Here is a 13,695-nt window from a genome sequence, read left to right on the forward strand (position 1 = left end):
AGCGCTCAAAACACCAACACCTTGTCCGCCTCGGCGGTCCATTGGGCGAGTTCGCCCATCGTCGAGCGTCGGGCACCATCGACCATGTCTTGATCGGTCAGCCCGCGCGCATCCATGCAGGTGCCGCACAAGGCCACTTCACCCTTGCGCAGGATCTTTCCGAGCATGAGCTGGACGTTGTAGTAGCCCTCAGGGACCTTCTGGCCGGCTTTGGCACAGCCGACCGCATCGGCCATCAGGAAGACCCGCACCCGCTGATCTTCACGGCCGGCGAGCGCCCCGGCGAGCCGCAGCGCGTTGTAGGCCCGCTCATTGCCGTAGGGCGCGTCATTGATGATGAAAAGCGTGCTGGACATAACATTGCTCCCTGGTTTTGCATTGAAGTGGATGACGGGTGAGCGGCAGTCGGTGGCCCATCAGCGCTTATCCGCCGCCTCTACCGGGAGGCCGGCTGCTTCCCATTCGCTGACGCCGTCAAGAATCTTGCGGACCCGATAACCCTTCGCCGCGAGCAGGGCCACGGCCTCATCCGAGAGCAGGCAGAACGGGCCGCGGCAGTACGCGACGATCTCCTTGTCGAGCGGCAACTCGGTGAGCCGACGCTCGAGCTCGGCGACCGGCATCGAGCGGGCGAAAGGCAGGTGCGCAGTCTCGTACTCGGTTTGCGGGCGCACGTCGATCACGACAACTTCGCCGCGCTGCGCGCGCTCCAAGAGGGTTTGGCGACCAACAGCCGCAAGCCGGGCAGGATCGGCCACCATTTGGCCAAGCGCGACACGCAACTCGACCAGATGCTCTTCGGCCACCTCGCGCAACATGACCCAAAACCGGGCGACATCCGGGCCACTGAGCCGGTAGATCACAAACTTGCCGTCACGACGCGATGCCACCAAGCGCGCCTCTTTCAAGGTTTTTAGGTGCGCGCTGGTGAGCTTGACGTCTACGGCTAGCTCGCCGGCGAGCGTCTCAACGGTTTTTTCGCCCTGAGCCAACAACTCAAGCAGTTCCAACCGTTTCGGGCTGGAAACCGCCTTGCCGATTCGGGCTACCTGTTCGTAGAGCAGGTCTTTCAAGAGTCTTTGTTCCATGCGAAGATTCTAACGATCGTGCGAATGTTATGCAAGCCACTGCCCATGAATTCGTAGTGAACGGCCACGCCTTAGGGCTACCACACACTCAACGTACGCTTTTCCATTTTCCAGAACGACCGCTGGAAAACCGAAACACGATGAGCTCAATCCCGAGCGGCTGGCAACTTGGTGCGCTGCACGTTGCGCTAAAGGGACCAAGCTGGTGAGAGCTTGGTCAGGCTGTGGCTCCGAATGAAAAGACGGAACCACAAGCGCCGGCCCTTGCTCACGTCGGGTGCCGGGGGCTGCACTGCCGTCGCTCCCTGCATGGTCTGACACTACACGCAGGCTCGTGTGTGTGCGCCCTGACAACGAGGTAATCATCTAACAGGCCCCGAGCACGGGGTAGGAGCGAGTGGGGTCGGACCGGCCGAGCCCGAGCAAAGCGAACAGGAGGCCAGGATGGAGTTCCGATTGTTGCGCTATTTCGTCGCCGTGGCCGAAGAGCTGCATCTGGCGCGCGCTGCCGAGCGCTTGGGCATCGAACAGTCTCCCGTGTCTCGGGCGATGCGCGACCTTGAACGCCTGCTGGGCGTGCAGTTGTTCGACCGCAGATCTCGACAGACGCGGCTCACTTGGGCTGGCCAAGTGCTACTCTGCGAAGCTAGGCGGGTGCTGGCCACCGTCGAACAGGCGGTACAGGCCACCAAGGGGGCCGCCTGGGGCTACCAAAGCTACCTGCGCATCGCCATTTGCGACGACTTGGCCCAGCCACGCATCGCCACGCTGCTGGCCGACAGCCGCGAGGAGGAGCCAGAGCTGGATATCCGCGTCTTCGGTCTGCCGTTCTCGCAGCAGCTCAAAGGCCTGCACGACGATCTGCTGGACATTGGCTTTGCGTTGTCGGACGCGGTCAACGAGGGCCTGATCGCCGAGGCGGTCTGGACCGACCCGCTGTTCGTGATCGTGCCGGCGCGCCACCCTTTGCTGGCCAATGCCGCGGTCAGGCTGGATGACGCACTGAAGTTCCCGGTGGTGCTGTGTCATCCGGAGGCGCATTCGGGCTGCCACCATCAGATCCGGGCAGTGCTCGAAGGCGCAGCCGTACCGCCCAGGGTGGTGGACCATGTGACGAACCTGGGCGTGATGCTGACTCTGGTGGGGGCCGGCTACGGCATCGGCTTCGTCAGTGCCTCGCAGGTGCAGACGCTACAGCGCCCGGACATCTACTTTCGTCCCCTGGCCGGCACCCCACCGATGCTCTCTACCTACCTGCTTCGCCGCCAGGGCGAGCCCTCGGAGCCCATGAAGCGATTCATCGAGCGGGTGAAAGACGGGGCCGCGCCGCTCGATGATGAGCCAGTCCTTTGAGGACGCAGCTCACCTGTCCGTTGCGGCCTGTGGCGTGATGTGCCAGTGGACAGATAGACTTCGGGATGAAATCCGATGCTCTGGCTGTTGGTGGATGTGCTTGGCTCGCCTTGGATCACCCGCAACGGCCTGCGTTGACCAGGCCGAAGACCTGAGTCCACAATCGAGTCCATTCCGTGACGCTTGGATCGGAAAAGACGTTCGTAATAATCGAGTTAGCGACCGGGTGCTGTTCCCATCGCCCGCTCCATTGCAACAATTCATGTTGCGTCATATCCAGCCAAAACCACTGGAAAATCAACAGGTTAGGCTGATTTAAGCCGTCACAAGCAGTCATAGGCAGTCTTTACAGCGCACAGACTGCGGGGGAACAATCTGGGGGAACGAGGCAAATTCACTGCCTTTTCTCTGAATCTGTTCCCCCATGCTGACAGAAATCGCTTGTAAATCAACAACTTGCCCTCCTGACAAGCCGCGCGCCCGCTTTGCCGATGCTGGTGGCCTGTACTTGGAAGTCACCCCCAACGGTTCCAAGCGCTGGTTTTGGAAGTACCGTTCCGTCGGCAAGGAAAAGCGCCTTGCGCTTGGCAACTACCCGGAAGTCACGCTGAAGCAGGCCCGCTTCGCACGCGATGACGCCCGCAAGCTGCTTTCCACAGGCGCAGACCCTGTGCAGCAACGCAAGGTGGCCAAGGCGACAGCCCGCGTTAGTAGCGCAAACACCTATGAAGCGATTGCCCGCGAGCTGCACGGCCTGAAGGAACGTGAGTGGAGCGCCGCCTATGCTGGCAAGTGGCTGCGCATGTCCGAAGCGAACCTGTTCGGATGCTTTTCGCCCATGTCGGCGCCTACGGCGAAGCTCTCGTTCGAGATCGCCCAGCTGCGACGCCTGAAGTTCGGCAAGAAGAGCGAGCAGCTCGATGCCGAACAACGCGTGCTGTTCGACGAGGCTCTGGACGCCGACCTTGCCGCGGCTGAGGCGCAGCTCCAGGAACTGCTGGGCAAGAAGAAGCCGCCGGCTACGCCTGGCGCGATGCCTAAGCGCACCGCCTTGCCGGCGGACCTGCCGCGCGTGGACTGCCACCACGAGCCCGAGAACACCCGCTGCGCGTGCGGCTGTGCGCTCAAGCGCATCAGCGAGAAGCTGGACTACACGCCGGGCGTGTTCACGGTCGAGTGCCACATCCGCAGCAAGTGGACCTGCGCATAGGTGCCGAACGCTGACCCAGGCGCCGGTCCCGGCGGAGATCATCGCCAAGGGCATCCCCACCTCCGGGCTGCTCGCGTAGGTGCTGGTCGCAAAGGACTCCGACCATCTGCCGCTTACATGGTCGTCCCTAGGCAAGCAGGAATAAGCTGCGTGAGTGAATCGGGAGGTTTGCGTAGCTGATGGCTGGCCAGCAGCGTCTGCGCCGGCGGCTTCACCGGCACGAAGCGCATGTGCGGGCGGGTTGCCGCCTCGCAGATCGCTGCGGCATCGGCCGCACCGTTCTTGCGCCCCTTGCCGGCCATGCGGTAGGGCGTGACGAAGTGGCCTGCAATCAGCCGCGCATCCAGCCCATAGCCGCGCAGCTTGCGTGCCCAGTGATGCGCACCGCCGCAGGCCTCCAGGGCCACCAGGCAGCCGGGAGGCAGCTCCGCGCACCAGGCCGCAAACTTGTCAGCGGCCAGCGCCTTGGCAACCACCACGCGCGCATCCACCGCATGCACCTAGATAACCCGCTTGGCCAGATCCACCCCGACTCGGGCAATCTCGTTCATGGACTTCCCCTTTCACATGGCTGCAGATTGATGACTTGGGGAGCACCATCGCGGTGGCAGCCAACATTTGTTTCCTGGCTGCTTACGATTGAGTCACATCAATCGGCCAGCAGATCGCTGGATGTTGACTCTTGACTTTCGGCATGTTAGGCGCAATATCTTGCAAAGTCTTGCAAGAATTTCCTCAGGCGAGGCCGCGTGACGACGGAACTTGTGGGGGTGGTATGACAGCGCGCCAGCAGGCGATCTTCACACTCGACGAGTTGGCTGCCTACTTGAAAGTCGGCAAGCGGACGCTTTACCGGCTCGCCTCGCACGGGGAGATTCCGGCCTTCAAGGTCGGCGGGACGTGGCGGTTTCGTCAAAGTGAAATCGATCAATGGATCAATGATCAGATCCAAGCAGGCAGAAAGAAGGAGGTGATACGCACAGATGAGCAGCCAAAGTCAGCGGAACACTCCGTGTCGTCTGGGCGCGCTGTCCGTCGCCGCAGGCAAACGGAGTGAGCGAGAGTCTTCAATTTTTCTTCTGGAGGTGTGACATGGACATTGATTTCAAGAAATTGGCTCCCTGGAACTGGTTCAAGAAGGAGCAGGAAGAACAACAGAGCACTGCCTCGCTGCCGGTGCAGCGCAACGACCTGCCGGTGGCGGGTGGGCCCGTCAGTCCCATCCTGCAATTGCATCGCGAGATCGACCGCCTGTTCGACGACGCGTTTCGAGGCTTCGGTTTCCCGACGCTGGCCATGCCACGCTGGCCGTCGGACTGGCCGGGCATGCTGAAGCCGGCGCTGGACATCCAGGAGACCGACAAGCAGTACAAGATCGCCCTGGAAGTACCCGGCGTCGAGGAAAAAGACATCCAGATCACGCTCGCCAACGACGTGCTGCTGGTGCGCGGTGAAAAGCGTCAGGAGCAGGAAACGAAAGACGGCGGTTTCCACCGGGTGGAGCGCTCCTACGGCAGCTTTCAGCGCGCTCTGAACCTGCCGGCCGATGCCAACCAGGACACGATCAAGGCCGCTTTCAAGAACGGCGTGCTCACGATCACGATGGAAAAGCGCGAGGCCAGTACGCCCAAGCAGGGGCGCTCGATCCCGATCAACGACTGACGCGGGGCAGCGCGTTTTTCTCAAAAACCACAAAGAGATGAGGCACCGTGATCTGCGGTGCCTCGCCCAGTTAACCCTCTCAGGAGCATCAGCATGGCCAGAAAACAATGCCAAGTCTGCGGCCAACCCGCCACGGTGCGGGTGGAAGCCAATCTCAATGGTCGCCACAGCACCATGCTGTTGTGTGACGATCACTATCGCCAACTGGCGCGCCAGCAAAAGCGCACCGTCTCGCCGCTGGAGGCTCTGTTTGGCTCGCGCAGCGGTTTGTTCGAAGATTTCCTCGGCAGCGACTTCTTCCGCATCGGTGACGATGCACCGTCCGTGGCGGCTGATGCCGACGAAGTGGTCGATGCGTCTTTCGGCGAATCCGCTCCCGCAACGGCGGGCACGGCGCGCCGCCGCGGCAGTGGGCTGGCCAGCCGTATCAGCGAACAGTCTGAGGCCCTGTTGCAGGAAGCCGCCAAACATGCTGCCGAGTTCGGCCGGCCCGAAGTCGATACCGAACACCTGCTGCTGGCGCTGACCGACAGCGACGTGGTCAAGACCATCCTGGGGCAGTTCAAGATCAAGGTCGATGACCTCAAGCGGCAGATCGAATCCGAAGCCAAGCGTGGCGACAAGCCGTTCGAAGGCGAGATCGGCGTGTCGCCACGTGTCAAGGATGCGCTCAGCCGTGCCTTCGTGGCCTCCAACGAGTTGAGTCATTCCTATGTGGGGCCAGAGCACTTTCTGATCGGCCTGGCCGAAGAAGGCGAAGGCTTGGCAGCCAACCTGCTGCGCCGCTACGGGCTCACGCCGCAGGCGCTGCGCCAGCAGGTGAGCAAGGTGGTCGGCAAGGGGGCCGAGGACGGCCGTGCCGAGACGCCGACCAATACGCCGGAACTCGACAAGTATTCGCGCGACCTCACCAAGATGGCGCGCGAGGGCAAGCTCGATCCGGTCATCGGCCGCGCGCAGGAGATCGAGACGACCATCGAAGTGCTGGCCCGGCGCAAGAAGAACAACCCGGTGCTGATCGGCGAACCCGGCGTCGGCAAGACCGCCATCGTCGAAGGGCTGGCGCAGCGCATGGTCGCAGGCGAAGTGCCCGAGACGCTGCGCGACAAGCGCCTGGTCGAACTCAACATCAATGCCATGGTGGCCGGCGCCAAGTACCGCGGCGAGTTCGAGGAGCGCGTGCAGAAGGTGCTCAAGGAAGTGACCGAGCACCAGGGGGAGCTGATTCTCTTCATCGACGAGGTGCACACCATCGTCGGTGCCGGCCAGGGTGGCGGCGAAGGCGGGCTGGACGTGGCCAACGTCTTCAAGCCGATGATGGCGCGCGGCGAGCTGAACCTGATCGGCGCCACCACGCTCAACGAGTATCAGAAGTACATCGAAAAGGATGCCGCGCTGGAGCGTCGCTTCCAGCCGGTGATGGTGCCCGAGCCGACGGTAGCGCAGACCATGATGATTTTGCGCGGCCTGCGCGACACCTTCGAGGCGCACCACAAGGTCAGCATCACCGAGGATGCGATCATCGCCGCCGCCGAGTTGTCCGACCGTTACATCACCGCGCGCTTTTTGCCCGACAAGGCCATCGACCTGCTAGACCAGGCAGCCGCACGCGTGAAGCTGTCGGCCACGGCGCGCCCGGTGGCGGTGCAAGAGCTGGAGTCCGAACTGCATCAGTTGCGGCGTGAGCAGGACTATGTGGCTTCGCGCAAGCAGTACGACAAGGCCGCCGAGCTCGGCAAGCGCATCGAGGCCAAAGAGGCCGAACTAAAGAAGCTCGTCGAGGATTGGGAGCGCGAGCGCGCCTCGGGCAGCGCCGAGGTCAAGGCAGAGCACGTGGCGCAGATCGTCTCGCGGCTGACCGGCATCCCGGTCAACGAGCTGACGGTGGAAGAACGCGAGAAGCTGCTGCATCTGGAACAGCGGCTGCATGAGCGCCTGGTGGGACAGGACGAAGCAGTACGTGCCGTGGCCGATGCCGTGCGGCTGTCGCGCGCGGGCCTGCGCGAAGGCAGCAAGCCAGTGGCCACCTTCCTGTTCCTCGGGCCGACGGGTGTGGGCAAGACCGAACTCGCCAAGGCACTGGCCGAGTCCATCTATGGCGATGAGGGCGCGCTGCTGCGCATCGACATGTCCGAGTACGGTGAACGCCATACCGTGGCACGCCTGGTGGGCGCGCCTCCGGGCTATGTGGGCTATGACGAGGGGGGGGCAGCTCACCGAGAAAGTGCGGCGCAAACCCTACAGCGTGTTGCTGCTGGACGAGATCGAGAAGGCTCACCCCGACGTCTACAACATCCTGCTGCAGGTATTCGACGACGGGCGACTCACCGACGGCAAGGGCCGGGTGGTGGATTTCACCAATACCATCATCATCGCCACCTCGAACTTGGGCTCGGACATCATCCAGCGTCGGCTGAAGGCCCGTGGCGCCGCCGGCGAGGAATACGAGAAGACCAAGTCCGAGGTGATGGACGTGCTGCGCGGACACTTCCGCCCCGAGTTCCTCAACCGCATCGACGAGATCATCGTCTTCCATGCGCTGGGCAAGGAGGAGATCCGCCATATCGTCGGCCTGCAGCTCGATCGTGTGGCCCGCAACGCCGCCAGCCAGGGCGTGACGCTGACCTTCGATCAGACCTTGATCGATCACTTCGCGGAGGAAGGCTACAAGCCCGAGTTCGGCGCGCGTGAGCTCAAGCGGCTGATCCGCAGCGAGCTGGAGACGGCACTGGCGCGCGAGATGCTGGGTGGCGGTATCGGCAAGGGCGATCACGCCAGCGCCCGCTGGGACGACAAGGCCGAACGGGTGGTCTTCGAGCGCCAGGAGCCACCCGCGAAGCCGGCCGAGCCTGAAAAGCCCGATGCCGCGAACGTGGCCGAGGCACCGCCTAGCGACGCGAGCAAGCCTGCGCGCAAGAAGAAGTCAGCGGGCGGCGAATCTTGAGCGATGGGAGGCTGTCGTGTCCGACCCCAACGGGCTGACATGGGCAGCCACCCTCGTGTCGCTGGCGGTCGCTATCCCCACAGCGGGGCACGCGGTCATCTACAAGCGTGACCCTCGATCGGCCACGCTGTGGGTTCTGCTGATCGCCTTGTTGCCGCTGGGCGGTTCGCTGCTGTATGGGCTGTTCGGCATCAACCGTTACCAGCGGCGGGCGCGGCGGCTGTTTCCGGGGGCAGATCCTGCTGTTCGGCAGGATCTCTCGCCCACGGTGCCCGAGCCCGTATCGCCGCCGCTTGCCGGCCTGGCGCACCTGGTGGGACGCGCCACCGGCCAGTCGCTGACCAGCGGCAACCGCATCGAGCCGCTCATCGATGGCGAGCAGGCCTACCCGGCCATGCTCGCCGCCATCGAATCGGCGCGGCACAGCGTCGCGCTGGCTTCGTACATCTTCGACGGCCAAGGCATCGGGGCGCAGTTCGTCGATGCGCTGCGCCGGGCTCATGCGCGCGGCGTGCAAGTGCGGGTGCTGATCGACGACGTGTATGCCCGCTGGACGCCCCGCAGCGCCTACCGCGCCTTGCAGCGCGCCGGCGTTCCGGTGGCGACGTTCAACCCGACGTTGATTCCCGCGCGCCTGCATGCCGCGCATCTGCGCAATCACCGCAAGCTGCTGGTGATCGATGGCGAGACGGGTTTCACCGGCGGCATGAACATCTTCGGTCCGTATTGGCGGCCCGATGCGCCGGGCCAGGCCTGTCACGATTTGCACTTTCGTCTGCGCGGGCCGGTGGTAGAGCATCTGATGCGGAGCTTCACCGATGATTGGTGCGATACCACGGGCGTGCGGCTCAGCAAGGGTTACTGGGGCGAACCGCCCGTAACGGCTGATGAGCCGGGAACCAGTTGGGCGCGCGGCATCGAGGCCGGTCCCGACGAGGCCCTGGACCGGATGCGCTGGACCTTCATGGGCGCTTTGAGCGCGGCGAAGCATTCGGTGCGCATCTGGACACCTTACTTCGTCCCCGATCAGCCGATGATCGCGGCGCTGAGTACGGCCGCGTTGCGCGGCGTGCGTATCGACGTGCTGACGCCCGCAAACGGCGACCATCCCACGGTGCAATGGGCCGCGCGCGCCCACTACTGGCAGGTGCTGGAGCACGGTGTGCGCATCTTCGAACGGCCTGGCCCGTTCGACCACAGCAAGCTGATGCTGGTAGACGGAGCGTGGTGCTGCCTGGGTTCGGCCAATTGGGATGCGCGCAGTTTGCGCCTCAACTTCGAGTTCAATGTGGAGGTGTACGACACCGCGTTGTCTACGCGGCTGTCATCCCTTTTTGATGCCGCTCGTGATGCGTCGGGCGAGATATCGGCGAAGGCGTTGCGCGCCCGCCCGCTGGCCATCCGCTTGCGCGACGGGGTGGCCCGTCTGTTCACCCCCATTCTCTAGCGACACGACTTGCGAGGTACCCTGCCCATGGAAAAGAAAGATCAATGGAACATTGGCTACTGGATCGTCGCCGGTCTGTTGCTGCTGACGCTGCAGAACTACTGGCAGGCGGCCAAGACCGTCGAGCCCGTGCCCTACAGCGAATTCGAGAAGGCGTTGGCCGAGGGGCGCGTCGCCGATGTGCTGGTGGCGGACCGCACGGTGACCGGGCGCCTGAAATCGCCGGACAGCCGGGGCAAGACCACCATCGTGGCCACCCGGGTCGAACCCGACCTGGCCGAGCGGCTGTCCAAGTACGACGTGCCCTATGCGCGGGTGGTGGAAAGCACCTGGCTGCGTGATGTGCTCTCCTGGATTCTGCCGGCGGTGGCCTTCTTCGGCGTCTGGTTCTTCCTGTTCCGCCGCTTCGCCGAGAAGCAGGGCATGGGTGGCTTCCTGAGCATCGGCAAAAGCCGCGCCAAGGTATTCATGGAGAAGAACACCGGCGTGACCTTTGCCGATGTCGCGGGTGTGGATGAAGCCAAGGCCGAGCTGGTCGAGATCGTCGATCTTCTGAAGAACCCGCAGGACTACGGTCGTCTCGGCGCGCGCATCCCGAAAGGTGTGTTGCTGGTGGGCCCACCCGGCACGGGCAAGACCCTGCTGGCCAAGGCCGTGGCGGGCGAGGCCGGGGTGCCGTTCTTCTCCATCTCAGGCTCGGAGTTCGTCGAGATGTTCGTCGGCGTGGGTGCGGCGCGCGTGCGCGACCTGTTCGAACAGGCGCGCGGGCAGGCGCCGGCGATCATCTTCATTGATGAGCTGGATGCTTTGGGCCGCGCACGCGGTGTCGGAGGACCGATCGGTGGACACGACGAGCGTGAGCAGACGCTGAACCAGTTGCTCACCGAAATGGATGGCTTCGACAGCTCGGTCGGGCTGATCATCCTTGCAGCCACCAACCGGCCGGAGATCCTCGATCAGGCCTTGCTTCGCGCCGGTCGCTTCGACCGTCAGGTGCTGGTGGACCGTCCCGACAAGAAAGGTCGCCTGGATATCCTGAAGGTCCATGTCAAGAAGATCACCCTGGCCCACGGTGTAGATCTGGAACAGGTGGCGGCGCTGACCACGGGCTTTTCGGGTGCAGACCTCGCGAACCTGGTCAACGAGGCCGCGCTGGCCGCGACCCGGCGCAAAGCGTCCGCCGTGGAGTTGCAGGATTTCACCGCCGCCATCGAGCGCATCGTGGCGGGCCTGGAGAAGAAGAACCGAGTACTCAATCCCAAGGAGCGGGAAACCGTGGCCTATCACGAGATGGGCCATGCGCTGGTGGCGCTGGCGCTGCCCGGCACCGACCCCGTGCACAAGATCTCGATCATCCCGCGCGGCATCGGCGCGCTGGGCTACACGCTGCAACGCCCCACCGAAGACCGCTTCCTGATGACGCGCGCCGATCTGGAACACAAGATCGCCGTGCTGCTGGGCGGTCGTGCGGCCGAGAAGCTCGTGTTCGGCGAGCTGTCCACCGGGGCTGCCGATGACCTCGCACGGGCCACCGACATTGCCCGCGACATGATCACCCGCTTTGGCATGGACGAAGGACTGGGCTACATCGCCTTCGCGGCGCAGCGGCCACGCTTTCTCGATACACCGGAACTGGCCCACGGCGGCTGCCGGGTGGCCGAATCGACCCAGGCGCGCATCGATCAGGCCATCCGCGACATCGTGATGGGCGTGTTCGAGCGCGCCTACCGGATCCTCGACACCAACCGCGCGGTGCTGGAGCGTTGTGCGCGCGAACTGCTGGCGCGGGAAACGCTCGACGAGAACGACATCCGCCAACTGACGCAGGGCTTGCAGTCCGAATCCCGCGCGTCGGAGCCCCTCCAGCCCGAAACCTCACTCTCTACACCCCAAGGGTCCACACCATGAGCGAACACCTTCACCTCGTTTGTCCGCACTGCCAGTCCATCAACCGCGTGCCGGCCGCCAAGCTCGCGGATCGTCCCAACTGCGGCCGCTGCCAGCAGCCCTTGTTCACGGGCGAGCCCATCGAGTTGACCACGGCGACGTTCTCGCGCCACGTGGAGCGCAGCGATTTGCCGCTGCTGGTCGATTTCTGGGCGCCCTGGTGCGGGCCGTGCAAGATGATGGCGCCACAGTTCCAGCAAGCGGCGCACCAGCTCGAACCCAGGATCCGGCTGGCAAAGGTGAATACCGAGGCTGAGCCCCACCTGGCCGCGCAGTTCGGTATCCGCAGTATTCCGACGCTCGCCCTGTTCCAGGGTGGGCGGGAGATCGGGCGTCAGGCTGGCGCCTTGGGCGCGCAGGACATCGTGCGCTGGGCATCTGCACAGGTGGGGCGCTGACCGATGCAGGACTTGCTCGGCGCCACCCTGATCCTGCTGGCGGCATGCAGCCTCGCGGATGTGGCGACGGCGGCGTTCAGAGTACCCGCCTTGCTGGGTTACCTCGCCGTCGGCGCCTTGCTGGGCCCGTCGGTCAGCGGTGTAGTCGCGCCGGGAGAAGCGCTTGATTTTCTGTCCGAGCTGGGCGTGGCCCTGCTGCTGTTCATGGTTGGGCTGGAGTTCTCCCTCGGGCACTTCTGGCTTTCCCGTAAAACCGTATTGGCGGCCGGCAGCTTGCAGATGATCGCTGTCGCCACGCCACTGACCTTGATGTTGATGTGGCTGGGACAGCCAGTTCAGCGCGCTGCGTTGCTCAGCACTGCGGCGGCCATGTCGTCCACGGCGCTGGTCAGCCGACAGCTGGCCGACCAAGGCGAGCTCACCACCCGCCACGGCCGCAGCGCCATCGGCGTGCTGGTCTTTCAGGACCTGGCCAGCGTGCCCCTGCTGGCCCTGCTGGCGATCTGGGCGCGCGGCGAGTCGCCGAAGATCGAGAGCGTGCTGCTCGAAGTGTTGGGCGTGCTGATGTTGTTCGCGGCAGCGGCCCTCGCCTCCCGTCGTCTGTTGCATGGCCTGCTGGGCTGGGTGGCGCGGCAGGGCCACGAAGAATCCTTCGTGCTGGTTTCCTTGTGCGTGGTGGTGGCTGCCGCCGCTGCTGCACACGCGGTCGGCGTATCCGCCGCCCTGGGTGCGTTTTTGGCCGGCATGGTGCTGGGCGAGAGCGACTTCCGTCACCACATGGAAAGCCACCTCAAACCGTTTCGCGATGTGTTGTCGGGGGTGTTCTTCGTGACCATCGGCCTGCAGTTGGACGGAGCGCAGATTCTTTCGGCACCACTGGCGGTGTTCGCGTGGCTGGCAGTGCTGGTACCGGTCAAGATCGGGCTCAACACCCTGGCCTTGCGGGCGACGCGCCTGTCCGCCCTCGATGCCTGGCGCACGGGCATAGCGTTGGGGCATGGCGGCGAGTTCGCCCTGCTGTTGTTGGGCATGGTCTTGCAGCAGCATCTGATTCCCGCGACCGTCGTACAACCCATGCTGGTCGCGCTGGTGCTCAGCATGGCCTTGGCACCGCTGCTGATCCGCCATCACGATGTACTTGCCCGGTTCTTGAGCCGCACCGGCGGCGTCATTCAGCCACCCCAGGCTGAAGAAGTCGAGATCGCCGCGCAGACGGCGCGATATCGAGACCATGTCATCGTTTGCGGCGCGGGCGAGCTTGGCCTGACAGTCAGCGAGATTCTTCGCCACGCCGGCGTGGCGCATCTGCTGCTGGAGGCGGACGCGCAGAAGGTCGAGGCCGCGCGTGCCGCCGGCGTGCCGGTGTTCCATGGCGATGCGAGTCGGCCCGATACCCTGCTGGCTGCCGGGTTGGCGCAAGCGCGTCTGGTGGTGCTCACGTTCGCCCATGCCCAGCAAGTGCTGCGCATCGCCCAGGCGATTGCCGAGCGCCGTCCGGCGCTGACCTTGTGGGTGTCATGCAGAAGTACGACCGCGGCCGATGCATTTCGCGCCATGCCCAACGTGCGTGTGTACCAGCAATCCTTTGCCGCAGGCCTTGGGGGGAGTGTCAGGATTTCTGTGTGTGAGGCTGTTGAATCCGTCAC

10 protein-coding genes and 4 pseudogenes are annotated in these 13,695 nt (G+C 64.2%); 10 read left to right on the forward strand and 4 right to left on the reverse strand.

Annotation, left to right across the window (positions count from 1 at the left end; translation table 11 throughout):
- Nucleotides 1-5 precede the first annotated feature (5 nt).
- Nucleotides 6-356, reverse strand: a complete 351-nt coding sequence (locus OX89_RS13735) for a DsrE/DsrF/TusD sulfur relay family protein (protein WP_047351034.1) — start codon at nucleotides 354-356, stop codon at nucleotides 6-8.
- 60 nt (nucleotides 357-416) lie between these two features.
- Entirely contained in the window at nucleotides 417-1,088 is a 672-nt protein-coding gene (locus OX89_RS13740; protein WP_047351035.1) for a metalloregulator ArsR/SmtB family transcription factor, read from the reverse strand.
- 444 nt (nucleotides 1,089-1,532) lie between these two features.
- Between OX89_RS13740 and OX89_RS13745 the strand changes: the two genes are divergently transcribed.
- Nucleotides 1,533-2,441, forward strand: a complete 909-nt coding sequence (locus OX89_RS13745; protein WP_047351036.1) for a LysR family transcriptional regulator — start codon at nucleotides 1,533-1,535, stop codon at nucleotides 2,439-2,441.
- Between the two features lie 115 nt (nucleotides 2,442-2,556).
- Here the strand turns inward: OX89_RS13745 and OX89_RS18855 are convergent, their stop codons facing one another.
- Nucleotides 2,557-2,778: a hypothetical protein gene (locus OX89_RS18855; RefSeq protein WP_199856249.1), complete on the reverse strand. Its 222-nt coding sequence runs from the start codon at nucleotides 2,776-2,778 to the stop codon at nucleotides 2,557-2,559.
- An 87-nt stretch (nucleotides 2,779-2,865) separates the two neighbouring features.
- Here OX89_RS18855 and OX89_RS19170 point away from each other — a divergent pair.
- Nucleotides 2,866-3,114: pseudogene (locus OX89_RS19170) on the forward strand (Arm DNA-binding domain-containing protein); the annotation flags it as partial.
- 183 nt (nucleotides 3,115-3,297) lie between these two features.
- Nucleotides 3,298-3,727 (forward strand): annotated as a pseudogene (locus OX89_RS19175) (IS66 family transposase); the annotation flags it as partial.
- Nucleotides 3,728-3,848: 121 nt separating this feature from the next.
- On the opposite strand, the pseudogene OX89_RS13755 reads toward OX89_RS19175, so the two are convergent.
- Nucleotides 3,849-4,142 (reverse strand): annotated as a pseudogene (locus tag OX89_RS13755) (IS110 family transposase); the annotation flags it as partial.
- A gap of 284 nt (nucleotides 4,143-4,426) precedes the next feature.
- On the opposite strand from OX89_RS13755, the gene OX89_RS13760 reads away from it, so the two are divergent.
- From OX89_RS13760 to kefB-GI, 7 genes and pseudogenes are all read left to right on the forward strand, one after another.
- Entirely contained in the window at nucleotides 4,427-4,708 is a 282-nt protein-coding gene (locus OX89_RS13760) for a helix-turn-helix domain-containing protein (RefSeq protein ID WP_031755008.1), read from the forward strand.
- 35 nt (nucleotides 4,709-4,743) lie between these two features.
- Nucleotides 4,744-5,313, forward strand: coding sequence for an Hsp20/alpha crystallin family protein (locus OX89_RS13765; RefSeq protein WP_047351037.1), 570 nt, complete (start codon nucleotides 4,744-4,746; stop codon nucleotides 5,311-5,313).
- A 93-nt stretch (nucleotides 5,314-5,406) separates the two neighbouring features.
- Nucleotides 5,407-8,257, forward strand: a pseudogene (gene clpK, locus OX89_RS13770) (heat shock survival AAA family ATPase ClpK).
- 16 nt (nucleotides 8,258-8,273) lie between these two features.
- Nucleotides 8,274-9,704: a cardiolipin synthase gene (cls, locus tag OX89_RS13775; RefSeq protein ID WP_047351038.1), complete on the forward strand. Its 1,431-nt coding sequence runs from the start codon at nucleotides 8,274-8,276 to the stop codon at nucleotides 9,702-9,704.
- Nucleotides 9,705-9,731: 27 nt separating this feature from the next.
- On the forward strand, nucleotides 9,732-11,612 hold the full coding sequence (ftsH, locus tag OX89_RS13780; protein WP_047351039.1) for an ATP-dependent zinc metalloprotease FtsH: 1,881 nt from the start codon (nucleotides 9,732-9,734) through the stop codon (nucleotides 11,610-11,612).
- Nucleotides 11,609-12,049 carry a heat resistance system thioredoxin Trx-GI gene (gene trx-GI / locus OX89_RS13785; RefSeq protein ID WP_031755011.1) on the forward strand — a complete coding sequence of 147 codons (441 nt, stop codon included), beginning with the start codon at nucleotides 11,609-11,611 and terminating at the stop codon, nucleotides 12,047-12,049. The genes ftsH and trx-GI overlap by 4 nt, the downstream gene beginning before the upstream one ends.
- Nucleotides 12,050-12,052: 3 nt before the next feature.
- Nucleotides 12,053-13,695 (forward strand): heat resistance system K+/H+ antiporter KefB-GI (gene kefB-GI, locus OX89_RS13790; protein ID WP_047351040.1); only part of this gene is annotated, 1,643 nt, incomplete at its 3' end.

This window comes from Diaphorobacter sp. J5-51 (assembly GCF_001023515.1).
GTDB classification, from domain to species: domain Bacteria; phylum Pseudomonadota; class Gammaproteobacteria; order Burkholderiales; family Burkholderiaceae_C; genus Diaphorobacter; species Diaphorobacter nitroreducens.